This is a genomic window from Paenibacillus glycanilyticus, from assembly GCF_023715145.1.
Lineage (GTDB): Bacteria > Bacillota > Bacilli > Paenibacillales > Paenibacillaceae > Pristimantibacillus > Pristimantibacillus glycanilyticus_A.
In genome coordinates this window covers 23,472-49,683 of sequence record NZ_JAMBNP010000009.1, presented here as the reverse complement: position 1 = coordinate 49,683, position 26,212 = coordinate 23,472, and the positions used below count along the sequence as shown (strand labels likewise).

Sequence of the window (26,212 nt, the reverse complement as noted above, 5' to 3'; positions counted from 1 at the left end):
ATGCTTGTACGTCTTCATGCAACGTAAGCCGGGAAAAATAGCGGCAGTTGCTCCGCTTAATCCCACTTGTAACACTAAATGTATGCGGGAGGTGATAGAGTTGTGCATAAATTATCTGACAATTACCGCTCCTTGACCAAGAAGCTGCTCTATTGCGCCGAATAATTGCGGAGAAGGCTTCGTGCGGTAAGTCTCGCTCAGTGCAAGCGAGCGCTGCTCCCGTTCGTAGAACAGCACCGTATCGAGCTGTCCGTGATGGGCGGCAAGCAGCTTCTTCAGCTGCTCCAGAACATCCGGATGCTCACTGGAAGCGGCAATCTTGATATAGATTCGCTGCCGCTTCTTCTCCGCTGCTGCTGCGCTAGGCCGCTCGGAGGACTCCTGAGATCGGGAGGCAGGCTGCGTCTTTCTTGCCGAAGCTGCTGCCGGCTGGGCCGGCGGCCGAGGCGCGGCGCCTTGCGGCTGCGAAGCCGGCTGCTGGTAACCGCCTCCTGCCGCTCTTGCTGCGCGGGCGCTGGCCTGCTTCCGCATACGCCGGACATGCTCAGCCAGCTGTTCCGTTGATGCGGTGCCTTCCTGAATCGGAACAACATCCTCCAAGATTAGCTTGAAGTCTTCATCCTGATGCTGGACCGTAGCCTGGACAAGGGCAAGTCCGCCTTTAACAAGCAGATCCCCGCATCTCTTCCATACAGCCGGGAAGACAACCCCCTCAGCACGCATGACTCTATCTTCTACTTCAAGAAAGCCCATCGCATTTCCTTTTTTATTCGTAAACGGCTTGAGCGAAACAATTCTGGCGCCTATTACGGCAGGTGCGCCGTCAGCAACTTCGCCAAGCTCCACAAGCCGGTCCAGCCCCAGCACCTCCAGCTGTTCCTCGACGGCATCGAGGGGATGACCGGACAGATACAAGCCAAGCAGCTCCCGTTCCAGCTCCAGCTGCTCGCCCGTTGAATATGGCCTTATGTCCGGCAGCTCGACATCCCAGTTTTGCACCTCGTCAAAGCCAAACAGTTCAATCTGCAGTTCTTCGCGTTCCTTGCGCCATTTCAGCGCGGCTTCCACTGTTTCTTCCAATGCCGCAAGCTGCTGCGCCCGGTGGCCGGGCAGCGATTCAAGCGCGCCGGCCTGAATAAGCGACTCCAGAACCCGCTTGTTCACGACCCTCAGATCTACGCGGCGGCATAGATCAAGCAGGCTGTCGAAAGGCCGCTCACGGCGTTCCTTCTCGAGTGCCTCTATGGCCTGCGTGCCCACGTTTTTGACAGCGGCAAGGCCAAAGCGGACAGCCCCTTCGACGGGCGTAAAAGTAACTCCGCTCTCGTTCACGTCAGGCGGCAGCACACCGATCCCCATGCGTCGGCATTCATCCACGTATTCGGCAGTCTTCCGCTGATTTCCCGTAACGGAAGCCAGCATGGAAGCCATAAACGGTATCGGGTAATGCGCCTTCAGCCATGCCGTCTGAAACGCCAGCACGCCATAGGCGGCAGCATGGGCGCGCGGGAAGCCGTAATCGGCGAACCGGACGATCATATCGTATACCCGGTTAGCGTCTTCGCTCGTATAGCCTTCGCTTATACTGCCTTTTACGAAATGCGAGCGCTGTTCATCCAGCACTTCCCGCTTCTTCTTCGAGACGGCGCGCCGCAGCAAATCCGCTTCGCCAAGCGAGAAGCCCGCCATGACAGAGGCAATCTGCATAATCTGCTCCTGGTAGACGATAATGCCGTACGTATCCGAGAGAATCGGCTCGAGAGAAGGATGCGGATATTCAACGGGAGCAAGACCATGCTTGCCCTGAATGTACTTTGGAATAAACTCCATCGGGCCCGGACGATACAAAGCGAGCACCGAGATAATATCTTCGAATACGGAAGGCTTCATGTCCTTAAGCACTCGCCTGACCCCGGATGACTCCAGCTGGAATATCCCCATCGTCTCGCCGCGTCCAAGCATGGCGTAGGTAGCCGGATCGTTATCCGGTACTTGACGGAAATCAACGTCCTTGCCGTACTGTTCTTTCACCCAGGAAAGGGAGCGCTCGACAATGGATAACGTCCGGAGACCGAGAAAATCCATTTTCAGCAGTCCAACTGCTTCCAAATGCTCCATTGAATATTGGGTGAGCGCCGTCCGTTCGCTTCCCGCCTGCAGCGGTACGTAATCGGTCAGCGGTCCGCCTGAAATAATGACGCCCGCGGCATGAGTCGAAGCGTGGCGGGGCATCCCTTCGACCTTCAGCGCCATCTTGATCATGGCATCGGTCTTCGGCTGGCGTTCGCAGGCTTCGCGCAGCCCGTCGCTCTGCCGCAGTGCCTCCTCCAGCGTAATGCCCAGCTGATTCGGAATAAGCTTCGCCGCCCGGTCGACTTCCGCGAACGGCACATTCATCGCGCGCCCGACGTCGCGGACAGCGGCCTTGGCCGCCATCGTGCCAAACGTAATAATCTGCGCTACATGCTCTTCGCCGTATTTGGCGGAGACATAGGCGATAACCTCGTCGCGGCGCTCATCATTAAAGTCGATATCAATATCCGGCATCGTAATCCGTTCCGGATTCAGGAACCGTTCGAAGAGAAGCTTGTACTTCAGCGGATCCACATCGGTAATCCGGAGGACATAAGCGACAATACTGCCAGCCGAAGATCCCCGTCCCGGACCGGTCCGGATCCCCTGTTCATGGGCAAAACGGATAAAATCCCATACGATAAGGAAATAATCGCTGAAGCCCATATTTTCGATAACGGACAGCTCGTAAGCAAGCCTTGCTTCAGCCCGCTCCCGGAATGCCGGATCTTCTGCCCATTGCGGCAAACCCGAATAGCGCGAAGCCAAGCCGTTACGGCAAAGATCGGCCAAATAAGCCGCAGACGACATGCCGCCCGGCACCGGCCGGAATACCGGCAGAGCCGCCCGGCCAAAGGTAAGCTCAAGCGAGCATTTGTCCGCAATCTCGGCGGTATGAAGAATCGCTTCCGGTACATGGCGGAACAGAAGCGCCATCTCTTCTCCGCTTTTCATATATAACTGATCCGTCTGCATCTTCATCCGGTCCGTATCGTCTACCGACTTGCCGGTGCCGATACAAATGAGAACATCCTGCACGGCCGCGTCTTCCGTCGTCAGGTAATGAACATCATTCGTAGCCGTCAGCTTAATGCCTGTTTCTCTCGCCAATTCAATCATGGCGGAGGCTACTTTTTTCTGATCCAGCATGCCATGATCCTGCAGCTCCAGATAGAAATCGTCTCCGAAAATCCGCTTATACCGAAGCGCTGCCGCTACTGCTTCCTCCCGGCGGTCATGAAGAAGATGCTGCGAGATTTCTCCGTGCAGACATGAGCTTAGACAGATCAGCCCTTCCGAATGAGCCTCCAGCACTTCCGGGTCGATACGCGGCTTGTAGTGAAAGCCTTCCAGATGGCCTATCGAGTTCAGCTTCATCAAATTGCGGTAGCCGGTCTCGTTCTTGGCCAGAAGAATCAAATGATAAATCGGATTCTCCTTGCGGTTTCCCTTCTCGAAACGGGATCCGGCCGTAAAATACATCTCGCAGCCAATAATCGGCTTGATGCCCTGCGCCAGGCATGCTCTATAAAAAGGAATTGCTCCGTACATCACTCCGTGATCGGTGAGGGCGAGCGCCTTCATCCCAAGCTCTGCGGCTCTTGCCACCAAGTCGCGGATCCGGGCGGCGCCGTCGAGCAAGCTGTATTCGCTATGTACGTGCAAATGCACAAACGAGGATTCATTGCTGTTCATCCGTTGGCTCCCTCTTTCCGTTCTTGTTCCCTCTATTTTATCATAATAGGCAATGCACCGCCCATAGAATGATAGTAAGGCAGCCGGACAGGCTGAATTATGCATTAAAAAGGCAGGTGTACCTGGTGAATGTCATTTTATCGAAAGCCGGTCTGGACTTCTTTATCGCCTTTGGCGTCGTAATTGGCGGTTCGATGCTGGCCGGGATAGGCTCGGTCTTTTTGCTTCTGCCTCCTACCTCCATGATGCTGACAACAGCCGCAAACCTGAAAATATGGGCGATTGTCGCTGCTGTAGGAGGATCTATCGATCCCATGCGGGTAATAGAAAGCAATATCGTGGAGGGGCATCTATCGCCCGTTGTCCTTCAGATTGCTTATATCGCGATTGCTTTTCTTGGTGCCCATATGGGAACCGAATTGGTTAAGCTGGTATGCAAAGGAGCTACCTAAAGCATGCGGATCCCCCAATTCGAGCGATATGTAAAAGGAATGCAGATGGCTGGGGTGCTGCTGATCGGCATGCTGCTTGGAGCAGTTGTTTATAATTCCATTTACCATACGCAGTTCGAGGCGCTCGTTAATCTGAAGAGTGATCTGGAGGTCAAGCTGGAGCAATATGAAACGGATATAGAAAGCTTAACGAAATTTAAAGATCAGCATACCGTCATCAAGAGCGTCTTGCCTCGAATAGAAGAGGAAGCCGGGCAAAACAACGGTCGGCCGAAGATCGATAAAGTGACCGAAGCGGAGTTAATCAAGCGGATCAAAGCGGATCTGTCCGTCTTTCTCGGGCAAAGCATCTATGAAATCGATACGGACGCCATGCTTGCCCGGAGACTTTTAAGCAACAAGATTTATACCAACGTCCTTGAAAAAGACTACTCTATAGACATCACGACAATTCTGGTTGCGGATAATAAACTGCAGGTATGGGTGAAAGTAAGGCTGTACGCAAGGCCTCCTTCTTAAATCGCATTTATTTCCGGTTTTGGGCGAATCCATGCTACAATAGCGCCAATGAAACGAAAACAAAAGGAGCTGTCGTCACTACCATGGATTCACTCCTGCAATGGGTGTTCGCGCCGGGCATTATGATCACCTTGGCACTTACCGTCTTCTTCAGCTTTAAATCACGCCGTTCCACGGACACGCGGACACGCGGTCTGCACGCCTCGCGGATGAACATCAGCATGGGCTTTATGCTCATGTTTATCGCGGGCGTACAGCTGTTTCTCTCCGGCACTTCCACGGCGCGAATCGTAATCGGGGCGATCTTCCTCGTGATCGGATTTTTTAATTTGTTTGCGGGGCTGCGCAACCACAGTATTTTTCGGACGATGCAGCAGTAGAGCGCGTTATGAAAATGGATGGCACTGCGTGGGGCGAATATATTTTCGATCGCTGTTGGTTCCGGATTCCTCTCATTAGACGTAGGACAAGGCAGGAATCCGGGAACCAAAGGCGACCGCTCCGCTTCTCAGAAACATTCGCCCACTCCGTGCTCTCATTTTCATAGCCGACCGGTGCTTTTAGCCGGTCGGCTTTCTTTATTTTCGCGCGTCATCGCCGATAACGGATTTTTTTCTTTTAATTAAAGTTTACCTGGAGAAAAGGCGCTCTTTTACATATAATAAGCTCATCTTACAAACTACAGGAGGCTGATGTGAAATGAAAAACCTATTAATTGTCTGTTCACCCCATCTCTCTCGGCCTATACGGACCGCCTTCTAGCTTTTAGAGACGCGCCGCGGGACCGAGAGGTCCTTGCGGCTTTTTTTGTACCTACCGCAGGGGATCCCTGCGGTTTTTTTGTTATTCAGAAATTCAAACCAAACATGTAAAGAGGAGCATTCGATTTGAAAAATACCGAAATAGAGCAACAAAATCAACATTTAGCCTATGGCTGGAACAGCGATTGGGAAGATAAGCTGGCGTTATTGCCGGCCAGCTCGCGCCATCTCTCTCCTGCACGCGTGATCGCCCAGCATTCCCACTCTTATCAAATTATGACGCCGGAAGGCGAGCATACGGCTACCGTCACCGGCAAATACGAATTTAACGCCATGCTAAAAAGCGATTTTCCAGCCGTTGGCGATTGGGTCATGGCCGAGAAGCTGCCGGGCGAAACGCGTTCCGTCATCCATTCCTTGCTGCCGCGCCAAAGCGCGATGATCCGCAAAGCGGCCGGAAGCGCGGTAGACGACCAGGTTGTTGGAGCCAATATGGATTATTTGTTCCTAACGAACGCGCTTAACCAGGATTTTAATGTCCGGAAAATGGAGCGCTACCTGATTGCGGCCTGGGAAAGCGGCGCTGCTCCGGTTATCCTGCTGACAAAGGCCGACTTATGCGATGATCCTGAGGCATTCGCCGATCAGATGCAAAGCGCCGCTCCTGGCGTGCCTGTCCATTTGATTAGCGCCTTGCAGGACCAAGGCAAAGAGCAGCTTCTCCCTTACTTGCAGCCCGGCAAAACCATTGCCGTCACAGGATCATCCGGCGTCGGAAAGTCAACCCTGCTGAACTGGCTTGCGGGCGACAACATGATGGCGACGCAAGGCATCCGAGAAGATGATGCCCGCGGCCGCCACACTACAACACACCGGGAGCTGTTCCTGCTGCCGGGCGGAACGCTCGTGATGGATACGCCAGGTATGCGCGAGCTGCAGTTATGGGATGCGCATGAAGGATTAGAGCAGACTTTCTCCGATATCGAGGAGCTGGCTTCCTTATGCCGGTACCGGGATTGCAGCCATGATTCCGATCCCGGCTGCGCTGTGCTACAGGCTATCGATAACGGAACGCTTGAAGCCAAACGCCTTCATAACTATAAAAAGACAGCCAGAGAGCTCTCCCATATCGCCCGCAAAGAAAACAGCATTGCGAAAAAAGCCAAGAAAGCTTCCTCCCGCAAAAACGAGCGCAAAAGCAAAGCCGGCGCTTGGGATTACGACTAATCGAAGATATTCAGCGCCTTCTCCTATTCCGGTGAAGGCGCTGTTTTTTTATAGTAATAAACTTCCATGCGTATGGTTTCATATGTCCATTAACAACCTGATTCGTAAGGCTTATATTGCTAATTACAAATGAAAAGCAAAGGAGCTTCTTAATGAACGAAAAACCTAATTATATAAAGTGGATAAGAGACAAGGCCGGGCAGGATTTGATATTCCTCAACTTTGCTGGAGGCCTCGTTTGCAATGAGCGTAACGAGATCTTGTTGCAAAGACGCGGCTACAGCAGCTCCTGGGGGTTACCCGGAGGGGCTGTGGAGTTAGGGGAGTCCGCCACCTCTTCAAGGGAAGCTAGTTTCAGAAGGCAAAGAAACGTTGGAATTACGATACTTTCCAAAAGACAAGCTTCCCCCTCTATTCTCCAAGCAGCACCAAGATGCTGTTGATGATTGGCTATCAGGCAATAGCGGAATATGCCGCTAATTAATTCGTCACGCAAAAGGGCTGCCAAGCAAATGGCAGCCCTTTAACTGGTCCCTTATAAAATGATTGATTCGTTTAAGTCGAAGTAGCTTTCCTTCAGAAAGCTTTAAGCGCCTGCCTTTGTGAATCGTGAAATCACGCATAGCGAGTTAATTCAAAATTTCACGATCACAACAGCAGCCGAAGGAGATGCGTTTCTGTAATCCCGAACAGGCACTCCCCACACGCGATCTAATACGAATCAATCATCTGCGCCGTCATCATAGCCTTCGCCGCCAGCCCCGTCTGATCAATCAGCTCGATCTCGAGCTTCGTCGCTTTGCGGCTCATCTCCAGTGCGCGGGGGACGATGGTGATCTGGCTGTCGATCTGAACAGGCTTGACGAAGAACGCGGTCATCCCGTCAATAAGATAATCCCGCTTGCCGGCATCGCGTATCATCCGCCTGCCGGCCTGGGTCATTAAGGTGACAAGGATCCCCTCGGACACCATGCCTAGAGAACCGGACATCTGGGGCGTAATGGCCCCCTTGTAGACAGGCGTGCCGTCCACTTCCTCCGCTTCGAAGCCAGCCCAGATCAAATCATCAAAGGTCTCCCCGATCTCCTGCTGCTTCCCGGCAAACCGGAGCGCCTCCAGCAGCTGTTGGCGCGTAACCACGCCAAGAAGCTTCCGGTGACGGTCCACGATCGGAAGCAGGTCAATGCCTTCGGCTGCCATCGTATGTGCAGCCGACGTTACGGCAATGTTAGGGGCTGCCGTAATGGGATGCCTTGTCATAATCTTGTCGATTGGACAATCATCCGGCGAGCCGCCCACATCCTTCGACGTAATCATGCCCGCGACTCTGCCGCGGTCATCAATGACCGGGAAGCGGTAGTTGCCGGTCTCGCGGCTCAGCTTGTGAAAGTCGAGCAGCGTGCTTCCGGTTCGCAGCACGTCAGCCGGTTTGCTGAAAGTCATCAAATCCTCGATAAGCATGATTTTCCGTTTGATCAGCCGGTCGTACATTGCCCGGTTAATCATCGATGCGACCGTAAAAGTATCGTGCCGGGATGAAATAATGGGCAGGCCGTTCTCATCGGCCAGCGCCTTCACTTCCTGGCTTGGCTCAAAGCCGCCCGTAATCAATACGCCCGCGCCCTGCTCCAGGGCACAGCGGTGCGCACCTACCCGGTTGCCTACAATGAGCAGGCTTCCTTCATCAATATATCGGAGCATGGCATCGATCTCCATGGCGCCGATAACGAATTTATGAAGCGACTTATTAAGGCCGGAAGCCCCGCCGAACAAGTGCCCCTCCACAATCTCCGCCACTTCGCCAAAGGTCAGCTGGTCAAGAGCCTCGCGTCTTCTCCGGTCAATCCGGACCGTTCCGATTCTCTCCTTCGTACTGACTAGACCCGATGCTTCCGCTTCTTTAATTGCCTTATATGCCGTTCCTTCGCTTACGCCAAGTGCCCTGGCGATTGCCCGGACCGAGATTTTCTCGCCGATATCCAGCGTTTCTATATATTGCAGTATTTGTTCGCGCTTCGTGCTCGTATCCATTCCGGAAACGGATGCCACCGGCACCGCCCTCCCCTATTAAACCTTTGTCCGTCTCACCCCATTATACCAGTCGATCGATACGCCTGCGACTTTTAGTCCTGCGTCGACCTCTTCGCCGTCAGAGCCGGTACAACGATATTTGTCGAACACCTGCTGGAGGGACTGCACCGTAAATGCTTCTTGCGTTCCTTTAAATATGAACGAGTACCAATCATAATTAATAGGTACGGGATACCGCAGCTTCAAGATCGGATAATCCTCAATGACAACGGACTGGGGAGGGATTTCCGGATATTGGCTGGAAAACAAAAAGGATCCCTTCTCGCTGAATGGCCTTGCGATAATCTCGGATTTCAAGCTCATATGATATTCCACATGCTGCGTGCGCGGATTCACCCTGCAGTTAAAGCTGCCGTACGCTTTCGCTGATTTATTCGTCTTATGTAAAATGCGGTACGTGAACTGCACCTGAAACCGCATATGCTGATAGTAAGCTTGTACGTTTCGGAAAAACTCAAACTCATCAACCATAAGCGCTGCTCCTTGTTAAAAAGTTCCTGTTTAGGAAATCATGTTAATTATTACACAATTATAATAAAAAGGATAACTTTTGGTCAATGACTATAGGCACTATTTTTAATAAGGACTATAAGACGTTGTTGCCGGGATAGGAAAGTTCTATCTTAAGGCTGAGGTGACGAATGTGAACGAAATCAGCCGAAATATCGGCGAAAATATACGGGCAATACGCAAGCAAAAGGGTTTCAGCCAAGAGCAGCTGGCTCTGCGCGCCGAAATTAACGGCTCTTATATGGGACAGGTGGAACGCGGCGAGAAAAGCCCTACGATCGATGTCTTGAGCAAAATCGCCCATGCGCTCCAATGCCCGCTTGAGCAGCTCGTCCATGTGGACGGAGCTCTTCCCGAAGAAATCAGCTACGCCGATAAGATCGCTTATCAGCTGCAGGGCTTAACCGTCAAGGAACAAGAAGCGGTTTACAAATTCGTGAAGCAGCTTGTTCAGTTCAAAGAGCTTGATTGACAACAAAAAAGCCCCTCTCGGGGGCACAGGCGCATGTCTTTCCTTAACCTCTCGCGCGCCGGTTTGAACGCCTGTCCACAGCCTGCTGCAGCCTGCGCTCCCACGTATTTCTCTTCATCTGCTTAATGCGCGCCAGCTCCTTCTTTTTCTGCTCGTTCATCCAGAGAAGGGCATTTAAGTGAGCGGCAATAACGATCAGCGCAAACAACGTCCACACGACCCCAAATATGGTCACGGCATTCCATGGACCATTAAGCTCCAATTTTGACACCCCGAAGAACAGCATCGCCAAAGCTACGGTCAAATAGATAATATGCTTAGCTTTTCCTTTCATTCCTCTCAACTCCCGCTTCCGATTTGCTTGTCCGCACCACTATCCTATGAAGACAAACAGCCGAATATGACCCCTTTCACTTATTTCTTTGGCCAATCACCAAGGGATAGATGTCCTCATATGATGAAGTAATTCGTGTAAAACACCTATGGGCCTTTATCCGCTTTTCGTCATCCTCCTGCTTGGAAGGAGATTTACACAATGCTCAAATCGAAAGTAGCCGTCCAGCTCATAAGCTCCGGCATGCTTCCGGAAGATACGATAATGCTCGGTGAGGCCTATCTGAAGCAATGGCATATTTCTCACAGCGTGTCGATCGTATTGCGGTTCGGGACATTCCGGAAGACGGTGAAGATTATCCCGGTTCCTAAGTATGATGGAATGCGTATCAACCAGTCGCTTGCCAGACAAATGGGAATTCTAAGCAGCACCGCCCTCCGCCTTCAATATGAATCTGCTTCCCAGACTCTTAGACTTGGACCGCTGATCGGCGTTCTTATCAGCCGTGACTATCCGAGTACGCCTGACAAACCGTTCGGAACAATTACGATGTTCTGCAAGGAACTCGTGGACGGCTGTGCCAATCAGGGAGCGCATGTTTACTTTTTCACCACCAACCATATCTCCGGAAGCAGCGACAAGCAAATCGAGGGCTGGACCTTTGCGAACGGCTGGAAAAAAACAAAGCTCCCGCTGCCGGATGTGGTCAACAACCGCTTGACCTCAAGGAAGCTGGAAAGCCGCTCGAACGTGCAGCAGTTCTTCAAAGAGATGAAGACTTCCCATCACGCCAGCGTGTTCAACGAAAAGTTTCTGGACAAAATGGAAGTCTTCGACGCGTTAAAGAAAGACGCCAGTGTCGGCCGTTACTTGCCGGAATCGCATTTCCTGCGCAATTACACCACCCTTAAGTCCATGTGCTCCCGATATAGCAATGTATTCCTCAAGCCTTCCAAAGGCAGTCTCGGCAAAGGTATCATTCGCGTCTCCAGACTCGAGGGAGAATCCTATCAAGCCTTGTTTACGACCGGTACGGGAACAAGGCGGCAGGTGTATCCGAACCTTGTGAAGCTGTTCTCAAACATTTCAACCAAGATGAAGACGATCCGTTATCAAATCCAGCAAGGACTGACTTTGATTGAAATCCAGAAACGTCCCGTAGATTTCCGGGCTGTCGTCCAGAAGAACGCAACGGGCAAATGGACGCTGACTTCCGTCGTGGCGCGCACAGCGAGCAGCCAGCACTTCGTCTCGAACCTGGCACGCGGGGGAACGCTCAGCACGGTTAGCGAAGCCGTCTCGCGCTCCAATATATTTGCAGGCAAGGAAGGCGCGGCGAAGCGCCTGCGAGCGGCAGCTCTCACGATCGCCGAAGGCATCGATAAGCATATTCCTGCGCATTTCGGCGAGCTGGGTATTGATCTGGCGCTGGACACCAATGGACGCGTATGGCTGCTGGAGGTCAACTCCAAACCATCGAAGAGCGACAATACGCCGCTTAATCAGGAAAATGACAACAAGATCCGGCCGTCGGTAAGGAATGTCATCCAATACTCCCGGTTCTTATCGGGATTCTGACCGGAGGCCCTTATGAAGAAGGCAATGCTTGTGAGAGTAGGGATGTTTGTCGCGGCAATAGAGTCGGGTGCCGAAGCCGAGGATCATGGAGGCATCAAGCTGCCGGAGCCAGCCCTCGCCCGCTTGTTAAGCGATGCGGCAGGTCCTCTTGGCATTGATCTATTCGTCTTCTCGCCGGCAGGGTACGAGGAACGAACCGGCCGGTTAACCGGCTTCCGGCTCCGGAACGGGAGATGGCTCGAGGAGCCGTGCCCGGTACCTGATATCATCTATGACCGCTGCTTCTATCGGAATGCCGAAGAACGTACCAGCTGCAGATCCGCTCTTGCGGCGATGCGGGAACGGCATCCCTCCCCCATTCCGACGTTAAACGGCGGCTTGCCCGGCAAATGGGAGGTCTACCATACGCTCCGCCAGGATCCATCGCTGGCTCGGCTCCTCCCTGAAACCTCCAGCCTGGAGCGTCCCGAGACACTCCCGCAGCTGTTAAGGAACCATAATAAAGACCTATTTCTGAAACCATCGGCGGGCATGCAAGGAAGAGGGGCCATCCGCCTCAGCTGCTCTCCCTTAACCGGGCAATGGACTGTCGCAGGTCGCACAAGAAAGAACCTCTCCTTCAGCCGCCGCTTTAACGATTATCCCGCGATGGCACAATGGATCGGCCGATTCATGAACCATGCTTCCTATATCGCACAGCCTTATCTGCAGCTGCTTGATCCGGACGGCAATCCCTTTGATCTGCGGGTACTCGTGCAGAAGACCGGCAAGGGGCGCTGGGGGATTACCGGCTCCGCCATCCGGACCGGCAGCTCCGGCTCCGTAACCTCTAATCTGCACGGAGGCGGAACCGCTAAGCATGCATCGGAATATCTTATCGGCATATATGGAGCTGCAAAAGCAGAACGCATGATGAATACAATACAGCAGGCATGCTTAAAGGCAGCCGAAAGGCTGGAGAACAATTACGGACGGTTAGCCGAGCTTGGCATTGACTTCGGAATTGAGCCAGACGGGCAGATATGGCTGCTGGAGGTAAACGCCAAGCCGGGACGCTCCTCCTTCCGGCAGTTTGGCGACCGCCGGACGGAACAGCTGTCGGCAGAGCTGCCGCTCTCGTATGCCCGGCTGCTCACGCAGCGGCACCAGAAACCCTTGATCACAAACGACTCCGCAACAGGCCGGTTCCAGAGCTGTCGAACAGACAGGGGGATCCGCCCTGATAACGTTCAGGAGGTTCATCCATGAGCTTGACAACATGTAACGTTCATTTCTCGCAACAATCGGATAAGGTCATTTACTTATCCAACACGCTTTTGAAAGAACTGAAGCTGTCCGGCAAAAAAACCGTTCACCTTAAGTTCGGCAAAGAAGTGATAACAACAGCCGTCAGGCCAGTCAGGCGCCAAGGCAATCATCTTTACTTGTCCGCCGGGGTCCGGCAATACATCCGGGTGCCCAAAACGGGCAGCATCTTCGTCCATACAAACGGAGACAACGAGGTACAAATCGGTCCTCTTATTGGCGTCTTGAGCGATGCGGGCTATTCCCATTCCGAAAGCCTGCCCTTTGGCATGAGAACCAGCTTCATCAAGCAGATCATCCGCTCAGGCGACAAGAAAGCGTTCCTGTTTGGCTTTACTCCGCAGGATATTAACTGGTCGCAGGAAACCGTACATGGCTATTTCCTCAATTCGCAGGGCGGCTGGTACCGCAAGACGGTCCCGCTCCCCGATGTGATCTACAACCGCTTGCGGAGCCGGAAGGCAGAGACGTCGAACTATATCGGTTCGCTCCGCGAAAGACTGCTTCGCAAGAAGATTCCATTCTTCAACTGGGGCTTCTTTAATAAATCGGATGTATATAAACTGCTGGACAACGATCCGGAGGCTCTGCATCACCTGCCGGAATCGATATCCGGTCCCACAAGCGAGAAGCTCAAGCAGCTTCTAGAAAAGCATCATTTTGTCTATTTCAAACCAACGGCGGGAAGTCTCGGCGTAGGCATCTACCGGCTGACGTACCATCCGAAACGCGGCTACTTCGCCCGCTACCGGAGGAACGGGCGCAATGTGCTGCTGCGCTTCTCTTCCTTCAACAGTTTGTTCAAAATGCTTCAGTCCCGCCACGGGGCAACACTTAGCAATTATGTCGCCCAGCAAGGGATTAGGCTGGTTGAGATTGACGGCTGCCCGCTCGACTTCCGCTTCCATATGCACAAGAACGGCAAAAACGAATGGGTGCCCGCAGGCATCGGCGCGAAGAAAGCAGGCAAAGGCAGCGTAACGACCCACGTGAAAAACGGCGGTTCGCTGATGACGCCGGAACAGGCATTGGGCCGTGCTTTTGGCAGTACAAAAGGCAAAGAAATTCTGGAGAATGCGAAGAAGGTCTCCATCAAGATGGCCGAGGCCATTGAGCGTAATTATCCGCATCGGCTAGGTGAGCTTGGCCTTGATATCGGCATCGACAAAGACAACGAAATCTGGATGTTCGAAGCCAACGCCAAGCCGGGACGCTCTATCTTCAAGCACCCTTCCCTTGAGGCGGAAGGCCGCGCTTCTGTAGAATGCATAGTGGATCATTGCTTGTACCTCAGCAAGTTTCAAGGAGGGAACAGCTAATGGAGCTTAGAACGGCGAAGAAAGAAGAGGTGCATGATCGGCCGGCTGGACGCCCGGTACTTGCCATATTGACCATTGAAAATGATGAACAGTTTTTCCGGGGGAATCGCAATAACTTCGCGGACATTATCAAAATGGGCGAGGACAAAGGGTTTCTTGTATATGTACTCACGGCGAAAAACCTCATATTAGGCCGTTCCAGCCTGCAGGGTTTCGTCTACATCGAGCAAAAGGATACATGGCAGCAGCGCTTGCTGCCTTTCCCGGACATCATTTACAACCGGATACCGCAGCGCGAGGACGAGATGCTTCCCGCCGTCCGGAACAAGATTGCCGCTTGCATGCGGGATCCGCGCGTCAAATTGTTCAATCCGTCCTTCTTCAACAAATGGTATTTGTTCGAATGGCTGCGCGGAAGCAAGCTGACAAAGCCCTATATTCCGACCACCCGCAAGCTTCTTACGGCAGCAAGGCTGGAGAGAATGCTGCAGAAGCATCCCTTCCTCTATCTGAAGCCGGAAAGCGGCAAAGCGGGCAAAGGCATTATGACGGTAAGGGTACAGCCCGATAAGCCGCTCCCCTATCTGCTTAAGGTGCAGGAGAACAAAAAAAGCTCCACCTTCAGCTGCGCGGATTTCCAGAAGCTGTGGAACCGCATCAAGAAGGAATGCGCCGGAGAACCGTATATCGCCCAGCAGGGGATTCAGCTTGCTTCCTTTAATGACAGAAGATTCGATCTCAGGGCTCTCGTGCAAAAAAATGAACGGGGCAAATGGGATTTGACCGGCATTGGCGCCCGGGTTGCGGGCTCCTCCAGCATCACGACCCATGTGCCAAGGGGCGGCTCCATCGAGGATCCGGAGAAGCTGCTGAAGAGCTCCTTCAACGCCGATCAGGCAAGGCGGATTCTGATTAAGGCCAAGAAAACATCCATCATGATCGCAAGGCAGATTGAGAAGGGCTCCGGCTTTATGCTTGGCGAAATGTCCATGGATTTGGGTATCGACAGCGAAGGCCATATCTGGTTCTTCGAAGCGAACTCCAAACCAATGAAATTTGACGAGCCGCATATCCGCCAGAAGTCGCTGGAACGAATTTTTCAATACAGCACCTACCTGGCAAGAATGAGAAATGAGAGAGTCAAGCAGGAGGCGACGAGATAGATGGAACTGCAGCTGCTTACCCCCGAACAATGGATGTCGGAACGCAAGAGACTGGTTGATTTTGCCGTCCGCTTCGGGGAGAAGCGGCTGACGGTTGCAGCTATCCATTCCCTTCGGAGCTTTGCTCCCGATCTGCTGGCTTGCGGCGACAGCCATACGGTCATTGCCGTTGCGCGGCATGGCAAGCGGATTGTCGGGCTAGGTTATGCTGCGGAAGCCGGCGAGAAGAGCTGCATCATCGTTACCCACCCCGAGGCGCGCGGCCTCGGGATCGGGTTCGCGGTGATGGAAGCCATTATGAAGAAGCTCGGGAGGTTGACCTGCCAGGTTGCCCTCGACAACGCGCCAAGCCTAAAGCTTTTCTTCCGCCTGGGCATGAAGGCGGTTTCTATGTCGACCGGTCCAACCGGCAAGCCAACGCTGCGCTTTGAATGGACGAAGGAAGAGTCTATGCAACCGAGCGCTTCCTCTGTGCAGCATAAGTGAACAGTACGGCGGCAAGAGCAAGCACGAATCCAACCACGCAAGCTGCAATACGATAAGACAGAGGCAGTCCGAACCAATTATAAGCCTTGGGCTGGCCAAAGATGACATTAACCATAGCCAGGGAGCCAAAGTTGAAGTCCACGACCGGCCATATAAGCTTCTTGATTTCGCTGCTGAAATAATTGGACATCGAGCCTGCCAGAAGAATAACCATGCCGATGCCAAATGCGGCGCTTTGGCTTTTGAGCTTGGAAGAGATATAAGCAAGCGCCAGACTAAACAAGACCGCCGAGAAAATGAGCCATAACGTTCCAAGCAGCGCGGCTCCGCCAATGGAGAGTGGAAGCAGGGAAGACTCAAACCCTTCCAGGCTGCGCAGCGGTGCGCCAAACCCGCTCATATCGCCGTACCCAAGCCAGGTGCCCGCAAATGAAGCCGCCAAATAAACGATTGTCACAACGGCAGCCGTCAGCCCGGCGCTCAGCAGCTTGGCGGTTACGATCTCCCTCCTCCCTTTTACCGTGCTGAGCACGATACTGTCCATTTCCGTTCTTACCTCCTGCGTAAACAAGGGGGAGATGAAATAGGTTAATACCAGCAGGAGCAAAAAGACGATCATAAATCCGTCAAACCGGATAAAGAAGAAATTCCAGAAGACGGTGTTCTCAAATACCGGCTCGCCGATTGAAAGCTCGGCATCCAGCCTGCTTGAATACTTTCGGTATTCGAAATGGTTTGTCTGACCAGCCGCCTCGAGCTCCTTCAGCTTATCCCGAAGCGGATAAATCCCCTTTATATCGTCTTTGCTCTGTTCAGCCGGTCCGTTCCAATAATCATTTACTTTCTTGCCAAATCCGGCATATTGGACATGAAATTTCAGCTCAGGGTCCCGGTTAATCCTCACCATAAGCCCCTCGCCCGCTCCGAACTTGGCAATAGCGGCGTCACGAATGTTCTGCGACCGGACAAGCTGTTCCTGATCCAGCTTACCGCTATGCTCTGCAATCAGATTGGTATAAAGGCTGGTCGCCTTCTTCCCTTCGGCACCGCTTAGTTCAAATACGCCTTTCGCTGAGACCCAGGCTACAAGCATATAAAGAATAAACAGAACGGCAAGCAGGATAATCCTGTTGCGGTTAATGAACAGCTTTTTCAGTTCATATTGGAACAATCTCATCGCAAGCTCCCCTCCCCGGAATGGAATTCGTACAGATAAGCGTCTTCAAGCGTGGGGGCAGCCTGAATGGCATCCGGAAAAGGCTTGTCCTCGCTGACGATGCGTACCTCCATGCCGTCGCCGGCCGGAAGAACATGGCTGATCAGATGATCATTCTGGTATTCGACGAGCTCGTCCACGGGCATGCGGTAGAGCCATACCTTGTTCTCCATATCTTTAATAAAGCTTTGATTGCTCTGCATATTCCCCACCATGCCGGCTTTGATCATAACGGTCTCTTTCGCTATAGATTCGATATCCGAAACGATATGGGTAGACAGAAGCACCGTTCGGTCGCGGGAGATAAGCGAGATCAGATTGCGGAATTTGATTCGCTCATACGGATCAAGTCCGGCCGTGGGCTCATCCAGTATAACGACCTCCGGATCGTTCAGCAGGCTTTGGGCGATTCCGAGACGCCGCTTCATGCCTCCGGAGTAATGAACGCATTTGCGGTGCAAATCTCCCGTCAGACGCACCTGTTCCGCCAGCTCTGTTATTTTCCGCTCAGCCGCCGCTCCCTTTAATCCTTTGAGAGCCGCAATATACCGCAAATAGTCCAGCCCCGTGAACTCCGGGTAAAAATCCAGGGACTGCGGCAAATAACCCAGCTTCATGCGATACTCTCGCTCCCGTTTCCTCCGGTTCACTCCATTGACCAGAATTTCTCCTTCACTTGCCTCCATCACACCGGCCAATATGCGGATTAACGAGGATTTGCCTGCCCCATTTGGGCCAAGCAAACCGTATACCCCGTTTTCCATTTCAAAGCTGACGCCGGTAAGCGCCTGTTTTTTGCCGTAATGCTTGCTTATACGGTCAACTGTCAGTTTCACGGTTATGCCTCCAATGCCTTTTGATTACCTAAACCCATTGTAATCGGGAGTGCTAAATAACCAGAGGAGAAAAGATAAACGATTTCTAAACGAAAACAAGCTAAGACCTTCTAATATGGGAAGCAAAAAAACCATGCGGATTAGATGATTAGATCCGCATGGTTTTTGGATACATCATTTATTTCGAGCTCAGCTTCACGTTGTCCGCGGTCGCCCAGCTGCCTACAGGCACAATGTCATATTGCGCGCCTGCTTGAAGCTTGCCGTTGTTTTGAAGCTCAAATACGCCAACCGCTCCTTTGCGGGTCTGCACTTTGTATTGCGCCGTTAAAGTCGTTCCGTCAGTTCCTTTAAGCTGGATAGAGCGGTAAGCAAAGAACTCGTCTCCCGGATCAGCCGTAAGGGTAACATTCAGGGTTGTTTCATTTACTTGATCAACTGCGGCGATCTCAAGCGGTTCGAAGCTTTGGCCGGTAAATGCAGGATTAGCCAGCGCGAACCAGTCGGAGGTTACCGTATACTTCATGCCCGGCTGCAAGGTCTTGCCGGCAGGCAGACGGAATTTAGGCTCCTGTTTGCCATCCGTGGATTGCGTATAGCCCACATAATTAACCGTCAGCTGCTCGCCTGTCTCGGATGTGAGTACGGCTTGTCTTGTCGCAAGAGACGAAATAATCTGCATCGGCTGACCATTCAGCTTATTATTCTCGTCCAGCACAACCGCATTGTCACCGCGGCCGCCGGCATAGGCCGAGATCAGGTAGCCGTAATCGATGACGCCGTCCGAGCGGAAGGATTCTACTTCAAACGTATCGGAAGTGACTTGGCGAACGTTTTTGAGCTGGATCAACTCATCGCTTGCCGCAACCGTAAAGTCCTGCTTGCCTTTATATTTCAAGGAGTAGGTTGTGCCGGGCTTCATCGTTTGCACAGGAATGATATAAGTCGCAATAGCTCCCGTTTTGAGGCGCGGCTGATTCACCAGCTTTAATCCGTCGCTAAATGCGAAATTGCTGTTTGCCTGATCCGTTGTTTCGTCTTCGATCGTAAGCGGCGCAGTGAACGTAACCTCGAAGGTCATTTTATTCAGCGCCTTAATGGATACAACCTCAGCGTTTGACGAGCGGATGGCTTGCTCCGAATACACAAGCAGTCTTGCCGCATCGCCCCGCGAAAGCTGTTTGCCTTCTATTCTCAGACCCGTCATCCAATATTGCACGGATTTCGCGTCGCGCTGCAGTGCCTTTGCGATCAACTGAGCAGCATCGCTGCCCAAAGCCGGCTTATTAGGCTGGAAGCTTTGCGAGCTTTCGATCAGTCCAGCCGTAACGGCCGCATTGACATAAGGGGTATACCATTTATCTTTCCCGGGCACCGTGCCTTCCGGCTTCAAATCAAGCGCCAGCACAATCATCTTAATCAGTTCGGCATTCGTAATCTTGTTCTCGGCGCGCATGGAACCGTCTTGATAGCCGTTAAGCGCCTTTTGGCTGACAAGCTGCTGAATGACTTGCTCCAACGGCTGATCAAAGCTGGCTGCTTTAACGGATTGAACCGGCAAGAGCGCCCCTCCGCCAATAAGTACGGTTAGTGCCGCGACAGCTGCTTTTTGCTGCATCTTCTTCCTCATATTTCATCGTTCCTTCCGGTATAGAGTGATTGCCCGTTCCTGAATCTATCTTAGGCGACCGCTCTAAATTCGCTGAAAAGAAAGTATAAACAAAATATAAAGAGTTCGATAACTTTTCACAAAATGACCTAGACGGTAAAGCGGTATCCCGCTCCCCAGACCGTCTCAATAAACTGCGGGTTGGAGGGATCCGCCTCAAGCTTCTCCCTTATTCGCGAAATATGAACGGTCACGGTCGCAATATCGCCGTTCGAATCCAGTCCCCATATTTTCTCGAACAGCTGATCCTTGCTGAACACCCGGTTAGGGTGAGTCGCCATAAAGACCAGCACTTCAAATTCCTTAGCCGTGAGGAACACCTCCTCATCATGCACAAACACGCGATGAGAGGACGGATTGATCGTCAGCTCGCGAATATGCAGACTTTCGTCGGGGCTGCTCTTCTGCCCGCTCTTGAAACGTTCATACCTTGCCAGATGAGCCTTCGCTCTGGCAACCAGCTCGTTAGGACTAAAGGGCTTGGTGACAAAATCATCCGCGCCAAAACCAAAGCCGCGAATCTTATCGAGCTCTTCATTCTTCGCCGACACAATAAGAATCGGTACATCAAGCCGTTCCCTGACTGTCTTGCAAATATCGAATCCGTTCATGCCCGGAAGCTGAATATCCAGAATGATCAAGTCATAATGGCCGCTTAACGCTTGGCTAAGGCCAGCCTGTCCTTCATGGCATATCTCAACCTCGTACCCGTGCAGCGCAAAATAGTCCTTTTGCAAATCCGCGATATAAGGATCGTCTTCAACAATTAATATCCGTGTCATGCCGTCACCGCCTGTTGTCGTATAGTTTGAGCGTAAAGGAAATGCTGGTTCCGCGGCCAAGCCCGCTGTTGGCCGTGATTCTGCCGCCATGTCCCTCTACAATTTGCTGGGCAATCGCAAGTCCCAGCCCGCTTCCTCCGGCCACCGATTGATTGCGCGAAGACTCCGCCCTGTAGAAGCGTTCAAAAATATGAGGCAGCGCCTCCTCCGGGATGCCTGGCCCGTTATCCTTAACGGTAATGACCGCGTAGTCCTCTTGGCGCTGAATGGCAATCGTAATCTGCTTGGGCGGCTCGGACATGTATTTGAGACAATTATCAAGCAAATTCATAATGACCCGCTTGAGCTTCTCACGGTCTGCAAGTACGTAGAAAGGCTGCTCAGGCATGTTCTCCCATACGACTTCAACAAACTGGTTATGAAATTCAATCGACATCTCATCCGCTGCATTATACAGAAAGGGGATTAGATCTAATTTCTGAAAGGAGAACGGCTCCTTCTTCAAATCCAGCTTGGAGAAAAAGAGAAGCTCGTTCACAAGCCGTTCCATATCCGATGCCCGGGTATAAATGGCGGCTACGTATTTGTTCAGCTTTTCCTCCGTATTCGTTACCCCGTCCCGGATCCCCTCCGCATACCCTTTAATGGTTGTAATCGGGGTCCTCAAATCATGCGAAATGTTGGAGAGCAGCTGTTTGCGGTTTTCCTCATAATGCAGCTGGAGCTGAATGGAATCATGCAGCCTTTGGCGCATTTGATCAAAGGTCTGAACCAATTGTCCGACCTCATCCCTCGACGCGGCCTTAAGCTCAAACGTCAAATTCCCATCCTTAATATGCTCGGCAGAGCGTCTGAGCTGATCCAGCGGCTTAATGATCTTCCGGGTCACATAACGATACAGCAGGAAGCCGGTTAACAATAAAATGATGACAAACACGGTAATCAGAATCGGTAGCAGCCTGCGGATAACCTGGGCGAACGGACTCCTCTCGTGAATGACGAAGATACTGCCCTTCTCCTTCTTGTCAGCCGAGAAATAAAAATCGAATTTGGAGTATGAGAAAAACCGGCTTCCGGCATTAAGCGTATTGCGGATAACGTTATTGCCCATATCGTACTCAGGCAGAATCGCCGAGAAATCTACCTCGTCAAGCGAAGGGGCCGCATACAGGATCGAAGCATTATCGCGGACAACAAGAGCAGCCTTTTCCATCTTCAGATCGGTATTGTATTTCTCCAGCAGCTGCTTGTTCTTTAATTGCTCCGGATCATTCTTGGCCAGATACTTGAGGTCAAGAAAAAGACTCTCCTCTTCTTCCGACAGCGGATGGAGCGAATAATGGATTTTGTAAAAATTGTTGAAGCTGCGAACATCCCCGGTCACGGCAACGGAAAGCAAATAAGACGCTAACACAAACAAGATGACCGACATAATAACGACAGAGGTAAAGGATAGCAGCAATCTGAAACGCAAGGACAATTTATCATCACCGCACTTGTTTTATTTGGCTAAGTGTGAGCTAATTCCGCAGAACCTACTCGTTTGTCAAGAAACGATGCCCCTTAAAGGATACCAGAAAGGTGTAACAAGTCCTCAAACAACATATTAACAATTTATAAAATCAAACAAAAAAACCATGCGGCTTGTTGCTCCGCATGGTTTATCTTTTCCTCTTATCGGTTCAGCCTGTACCCGGCTCCCCAGATTGTCTCGATAATATCCGGCTTGGAAGGATCATTCTCAATCTTCTCGCGAATACGGTTAATATGGACCGTCACGGTTGCGCTGTCGCCCGAATAATCATAGCCCCAGATTTTCTCGAACAGCATATCCTTGGAGAACACGATATTCGGATGCTCGGCCAAAAATAAAAGAAGCTCGAATTCGCGGTTCGGGAACCGGATTTCCTGCCCCGCTTTATAGACCTTCCAGCTTTTCCGCTTGATTACTAAATCCGCAACCGCAATTTCATCCTCCTGATTTGCCTTTCGGGCAGAACCGGCCAGCCGCTCATAACGGCTTAAATGAGCCTTAACCCTTGCTACAAGCTCGGCGGGATCAAACGGCTTCGCAATATAATCATCCGCCCCAAGTCCAAGCCCGCGAATCTTGTCCATCGACTCCGTCCGTGCCGTTACCATGAGAATCGGAACATCGGTCTTATCCCGCACTTCACGGCAGATATCATAGCCGTTCTGACCGGGGAGCATCACATCAAGCAAGATCAGATCATAGGAGCGTTCCAGGATCGCAAGAACCGCCTGCTTGCCATCCGCTACGATCTCCGTCTCAAAGCCGTTAATTTCCAAATAGTCCTTCTCCAGCATCGCTATGTCGGCATCATCTTCGATGATTAATATCTTAGGCATCGTTATTCTCCAATCCGCTTGGCAATACCAATTCGATCTGCAGCCCTTTATCGTTCCTAACGGTTACCGTCCCGCCATGCCGCTCCACTATATACTTCACGATATAGAGCCCTAGTCCGCTGCTATCGCCCTTTAATTGCGTTCTGGCCTGGTCCCCTCTCCAAAACTGCTCAAATAAATGGGGCAGCTGTTCCTCGGGTACGCCCATGCCATTGTCGGCAAACAGCAAATGCTCCCGCCCGTTCTCTTGCCATACGGAAATGCGCAGCTGGAGCGGACTTGCCTCGGCATATTTGATCGCATTATCGGTAAGATTCGCCATGACGCGGTTCATCTGTTCTGTATCTATCCGTACAGGATGACTGCCGGGCGCAAGCTCTAGGGTTAGCGCGATCCTACTATGCTCCAGCTCCTCCCGTGCAGAATCTGCGTAATCGCGGACAAAAGCTCCTAAATCCCCTTCAGCCAGCAATAGCGGCAAATTGCCCGTTTCGAGGCTTGAGAAGTCAAACAGCTTTTGAAGAAGCTTGTCCATCTCCGAGGATTTCCGATAAGCAATCTGCAGATACTGCTCTCTTTTCTCCGGTGTGCCCGCCACACCGTCCCGCAGGCCTTTGATATAACCTTTTATTGAAGTAAGAGGCGTGCGGAGGTCATGGGAAATGCCGGCAACAAGATCAATGCGGGCTTTCTCGTAAGCCGCATTCTTCTGCCGCTCTTCCAGGAGATGCTCCTGCATGTGGTTAAAAGCCGCACATACGGCGGCAAACTCGTCCTTGCCCATATAAAGAACAGGCCGAGACAAATCACCGCTCTTAACTCGTTCCGCCCCTTCCGTTAAGGCATTAAGCGGCAGAAGAATCCGGTATGCCATCTTCCGCGTAAACAGCTGGCTGAGCAGCACGATCACCACAATAACGGCAACAAGGACAAGGATGGCCGGCTGCAAAATGGAAGCCAGATTACTGCCGGCGCCGTCCTCGGCTTCCGCCTTCACGGCATACAGGGAATACCCGTCGCTTGACATCGCAACAAAGGTTGCCGCCTGCAATCTCCCGGCTATTCCGTCATTGCTTAACTTTATATTAGTAAGACTGTTGATCATTTCAGCTTTCGGATGCGTCAGCGAATTATATACGATGCCGTTATTCTGCATGACAAGCAGCTCATAGCCATATCCGGCAAGCCGCTCGCCTAGCTGATCCCATTCGTTCGCGGAGGGATCAAAGCTGTTCAACTGTTCTTCAGCCTGGAAAATGCGAGGATCGAGCATTTCCTTTCCTCCGTCGCCGTCCATCGTACTCACGTACAGAAAGATCCCGGCCACAACCAGCATGGAGACAAGCGAAAGGACCACTAACATAGCACTCGAGACCATTATCCGGTTAATCACTTTCATACCGACACTTCTCTTTCAGAGGTGATATTCCTTGTTAGTGTATATTAACAGATTGATGTAAACAACAAAGAGGAAAGAGATAAACATTTCCTAAACTGCGTTACTACGCAACCTGCGCATTCGAATGTTCTTCCGACCGCTGTTGCTTGAGAATTCCCTGAATTTAGTTATGTACAAGGCAGGAATTCTCAAGCATAGGCGGACACTTCGTTTCTTCAGAATCATTCGAAATGCTCCGGCAAACGCTCCGTAAAAAAGTTTAAGTAAATGCATAAAAGAGAGACCCGCAAAAAAGCGTCACAGCATAACTCCCTGCGACGCCTTGTCTTATTGAATCTTATTTAAGCAGAGCGAGAAGCTCCGGCATTTCCTGGATGCACGCATCGGCTTCGGCAAGCTCGGAGTCGCGTCCGTACCCGGCATAGGCGCAGCCGATGGCCACAAGATTGTTGCCTTTCGCCGCTTCCACATCCGAGGAACGGTCTCCCACCATCCAGGCTGTCTTTATCTGATGATCGGCAAGCAGCTTCGCCACGAGATCAACCTTGCTTGCCGTCTGGAATTCGCCGGCACTATACAAGCCGTCGAACAGCTCGGCAATGCCCTTATATCGGGCAACCTCCTTCACATACGCTTCTAGTCCGTTGCTCGCGACAAACAGCTTAATGCCTTGCTCCTTCAAGCGCTGCAGCGTTTCCGCGGTTTGAGGATACAATGTGCCTCTGCCCGCTTCCAGCTCCTCCAGCTCATATTGCACCATTAACTCATCGGCACGAAGGCGTGCTTCCTCCGAGCTGCCCGGCATCAGCTTGCGCCAAATATCGTCCAGCAGCATGCCCAAGCAGCCAAGCAAATCATCAAACGGAGGCGTCTGATCATAGAGCCCTTCCTCGCGCAAGGTGCGGAACAGCCGCTCATGTACCGTTTCCAGCAAGGTAGCCGTTTCGAACAACGTACCGTCCATATCAAAGATGACCGCTTCCGGCCGCTCAAATTGTATCGCCATGACGTTTTCCCCCTTTAAAGTCTGCCATTATCATAATGGATAGGGGGGCATGCCGCAACCTTACAACCCGATTTATTGGATTCCTTCCAGCCACTTCTCGACCTGCTCCTGATGGCCGTCTACCCAGGCTTTAGCCGCATCCTCCGGGGATTTCCCCTCTTGAACGGCAACCATCACTTCGGCCATGTCTTCAGGTGTCCAAGTAAACTGGTCTAGGAAGGCATAAGCTTCCGACTTATCCGACTTCAGATCTTTGCGGACGACGGTATGGATGCTTTCAGCACCGCCATAGACTCCTTTAGGATCCTCCAAATATTTCAGATCCATGCTCGCAAACATCCAATGCGGTGTCCAGCCTGTAATGATGATCGGCTTTTTCGCTTCATAAGCCTTTTGCAGCTCCGTTGCCATGGCGGCCGAAGAGCTTTCAATCAGATTCCATTTGCCGTCCAATCCGTAGTCCTTCAGCGCCTTGTCCGTTGACTGCATGATGCCGGCCCCTGGCTCGATCCCGATAATCTCATAATTAACCGACTTGCCCGTGGCTTCGTTATTTAAATCCTCAATAGAGTTTTCCTTCATATAAGAGGGAATAACAAGCCCTGTCTTTGTCCCTTCCAGGTTAGGACCAAGATCGTCCACGCTGTTTCCGTATTTCTCCAAGTAATCGGCATGCGTGGTTGGAAGCCATGCGGCTACCATAGCATCTGCGCTTCCATCCGCGATGCCTGCCCACATCGGGCCTGCGTCAACCTGCAGAAGCTCGACGGAATAGTCCAGTTTGGATTCCAAAACGTATTTCACGACATTAGTGCTTGCGATTTCCGAATCCCAAGCCACGTAGGCCAATTTGATTTTCTTCGTGTCATTTGCAGCCGAACAGCCCGCAAGAGCTGTGGCGAGCACCATGGCCGATAAGACTAATCCCCATTTTTTCTTCAACGTGCTT

At 52.0% G+C, this 26,212-nt stretch carries 24 protein-coding genes; 11 read left to right on the top strand and 13 right to left on the bottom strand.

Going from position 1 to position 26,212, the window contains the following annotated elements; translation table 11 throughout:
* Positions 1-111: 111 nt before the first annotated feature.
* Positions 112-3,768 (bottom strand): DNA polymerase III subunit alpha, encoded by a 3,657-nt coding sequence (locus tag M3194_RS22110; protein WP_251656262.1) that lies wholly within the window; start codon positions 3,766-3,768, stop codon positions 112-114.
* A 125-nt stretch (positions 3,769-3,893) separates the two neighbouring features.
* Between M3194_RS22110 and M3194_RS22105 the strand changes: the two genes are divergently transcribed.
* From M3194_RS22105 to M3194_RS22085, 5 genes are all read left to right on the top strand, one after another.
* Entirely contained in the window at positions 3,894-4,220 is a 327-nt protein-coding gene (locus M3194_RS22105) for a YtrH family sporulation protein (protein ID WP_251656261.1), read from the top strand.
* Positions 4,221-4,223: 3 nt separating this feature from the next.
* Positions 4,224-4,739 carry a hypothetical protein gene (locus tag M3194_RS22100; protein WP_251656260.1) on the top strand — a complete coding sequence of 172 codons (516 nt, stop codon included), beginning with the start codon at positions 4,224-4,226 and terminating at the stop codon, positions 4,737-4,739.
* 83 nt (positions 4,740-4,822) lie between these two features.
* On the top strand, positions 4,823-5,119 hold the full coding sequence (locus tag M3194_RS22095) for a YtpI family protein (RefSeq protein WP_251656259.1): 297 nt from the start codon (positions 4,823-4,825) through the stop codon (positions 5,117-5,119).
* A gap of 507 nt (positions 5,120-5,626) precedes the next feature.
* Complete coding sequence (rsgA, locus tag M3194_RS22090) at positions 5,627-6,727, top strand: ribosome small subunit-dependent GTPase A (protein ID WP_251656258.1); 1,101 nt, start codon at positions 5,627-5,629, stop codon at positions 6,725-6,727.
* Positions 6,728-6,879: 152 nt separating this feature from the next.
* Positions 6,880-7,170, top strand: coding sequence for an NUDIX domain-containing protein (locus M3194_RS22085; protein WP_397334372.1), 291 nt, complete (start codon positions 6,880-6,882; stop codon positions 7,168-7,170).
* A gap of 268 nt (positions 7,171-7,438) precedes the next feature.
* Here the strand turns inward: M3194_RS22085 and M3194_RS22080 are convergent, their stop codons facing one another.
* Positions 7,439-8,776, bottom strand: coding sequence for a DRTGG domain-containing protein (locus tag M3194_RS22080; protein WP_251656257.1), 1,338 nt, complete (start codon positions 8,774-8,776; stop codon positions 7,439-7,441).
* 18 nt (positions 8,777-8,794) lie between these two features.
* Positions 8,795-9,289: a hypothetical protein gene (locus tag M3194_RS22075; RefSeq protein WP_251656256.1), complete on the bottom strand. Its 495-nt coding sequence runs from the start codon at positions 9,287-9,289 to the stop codon at positions 8,795-8,797.
* A 172-nt stretch (positions 9,290-9,461) separates the two neighbouring features.
* Here M3194_RS22075 and M3194_RS22070 point away from each other — a divergent pair, with 172 nt between their 5' ends.
* Entirely contained in the window at positions 9,462-9,800 is a 339-nt protein-coding gene (locus M3194_RS22070; protein WP_251656255.1) for a helix-turn-helix domain-containing protein, read from the top strand.
* A gap of 43 nt (positions 9,801-9,843) precedes the next feature.
* Here M3194_RS22070 and M3194_RS22065 read toward each other — a convergent pair whose 3' ends face one another.
* Complete coding sequence (locus tag M3194_RS22065) at positions 9,844-10,134, bottom strand: hypothetical protein (protein WP_251656254.1); 291 nt, start codon at positions 10,132-10,134, stop codon at positions 9,844-9,846.
* Positions 10,135-10,335: 201 nt separating this feature from the next.
* Between M3194_RS22065 and M3194_RS22060 the strand changes: the two genes are divergently transcribed.
* Genes M3194_RS22060 through M3194_RS22040 form a run of 5 tightly spaced genes read left to right on the top strand, consistent with a single transcriptional unit; the run spans position 10,336 to position 15,985 of the window.
* Complete coding sequence (locus M3194_RS22060) at positions 10,336-11,712, top strand: YheC/YheD family endospore coat-associated protein (protein ID WP_251656253.1); 1,377 nt, start codon at positions 10,336-10,338, stop codon at positions 11,710-11,712.
* 12 nt (positions 11,713-11,724) lie between these two features.
* Complete coding sequence (locus M3194_RS22055) at positions 11,725-12,960, top strand: YheC/YheD family endospore coat-associated protein (RefSeq protein WP_251656252.1); 1,236 nt, start codon at positions 11,725-11,727, stop codon at positions 12,958-12,960.
* Positions 12,957-14,336: a YheC/YheD family endospore coat-associated protein gene (locus M3194_RS22050; protein ID WP_251656251.1), complete on the top strand. Its 1,380-nt coding sequence runs from the start codon at positions 12,957-12,959 to the stop codon at positions 14,334-14,336. Before M3194_RS22055 ends, M3194_RS22050 begins: the two co-directional genes overlap by 4 nt.
* Complete coding sequence (locus M3194_RS22045) at positions 14,336-15,499, top strand: YheC/YheD family endospore coat-associated protein (protein ID WP_251656250.1); 1,164 nt, start codon at positions 14,336-14,338, stop codon at positions 15,497-15,499. The genes M3194_RS22050 and M3194_RS22045 overlap by 1 nt, the downstream gene beginning before the upstream one ends.
* Positions 15,500-15,985, top strand: coding sequence for a GNAT family N-acetyltransferase (locus M3194_RS22040; RefSeq protein ID WP_251656249.1), 486 nt, complete (start codon positions 15,500-15,502; stop codon positions 15,983-15,985). It abuts the gene before it with no gap.
* On the opposite strand, the gene M3194_RS22035 is transcribed toward M3194_RS22040, so the two are convergent.
* The 9 genes from M3194_RS22035 to M3194_RS21995 form a co-directional block, all read right to left on the bottom strand.
* Positions 15,948-17,162 carry an ABC transporter permease gene (locus tag M3194_RS22035; RefSeq protein ID WP_251656248.1) on the bottom strand — a complete coding sequence of 405 codons (1,215 nt, stop codon included), beginning with the start codon at positions 17,160-17,162 and terminating at the stop codon, positions 15,948-15,950. The genes M3194_RS22040 and M3194_RS22035 overlap by 38 nt on opposite strands.
* Positions 17,159-18,037 (bottom strand): ATP-binding cassette domain-containing protein, encoded by an 879-nt coding sequence (locus M3194_RS22030; RefSeq protein ID WP_251656247.1) that lies wholly within the window; start codon positions 18,035-18,037, stop codon positions 17,159-17,161. Before M3194_RS22030 ends, M3194_RS22035 begins: the two co-directional genes overlap by 4 nt.
* 178 nt (positions 18,038-18,215) lie before the next feature.
* Complete coding sequence (locus M3194_RS22025; protein ID WP_251656246.1) at positions 18,216-19,667, bottom strand: S-layer homology domain-containing protein; 1,452 nt, start codon at positions 19,665-19,667, stop codon at positions 18,216-18,218.
* Between the two features lie 128 nt (positions 19,668-19,795).
* Positions 19,796-20,488, bottom strand: a complete 693-nt coding sequence (locus M3194_RS22020; protein WP_251656245.1) for a response regulator transcription factor — start codon at positions 20,486-20,488, stop codon at positions 19,796-19,798.
* A gap of 4 nt (positions 20,489-20,492) precedes the next feature.
* Entirely contained in the window at positions 20,493-21,968 is a 1,476-nt protein-coding gene (locus tag M3194_RS22015) for a sensor histidine kinase (RefSeq protein WP_251656244.1), read from the bottom strand.
* A gap of 194 nt (positions 21,969-22,162) precedes the next feature.
* The gene (locus M3194_RS22010; protein ID WP_251656243.1) at positions 22,163-22,858 is read right to left on the bottom strand and encodes a response regulator transcription factor; all 696 of its coding nucleotides are present in this window, start codon (positions 22,856-22,858) and stop codon (positions 22,163-22,165) included.
* On the bottom strand, positions 22,851-24,257 hold the full coding sequence (locus M3194_RS22005; protein WP_251656242.1) for a HAMP domain-containing sensor histidine kinase: 1,407 nt from the start codon (positions 24,255-24,257) through the stop codon (positions 22,851-22,853). Before M3194_RS22005 ends, M3194_RS22010 begins: the two co-directional genes overlap by 8 nt.
* Before the next feature lie 337 nt (positions 24,258-24,594).
* Positions 24,595-25,263, bottom strand: a complete 669-nt coding sequence (locus M3194_RS22000; RefSeq protein WP_251656241.1) for an HAD family hydrolase — start codon at positions 25,261-25,263, stop codon at positions 24,595-24,597.
* 72 nt (positions 25,264-25,335) lie between these two features.
* The gene (locus M3194_RS21995; protein ID WP_311291635.1) at positions 25,336-26,205 is read right to left on the bottom strand and encodes a glycine betaine ABC transporter substrate-binding protein; all 870 of its coding nucleotides are present in this window, start codon (positions 26,203-26,205) and stop codon (positions 25,336-25,338) included.
* Between the last annotated feature and the right edge of the window lie 7 nt (positions 26,206-26,212).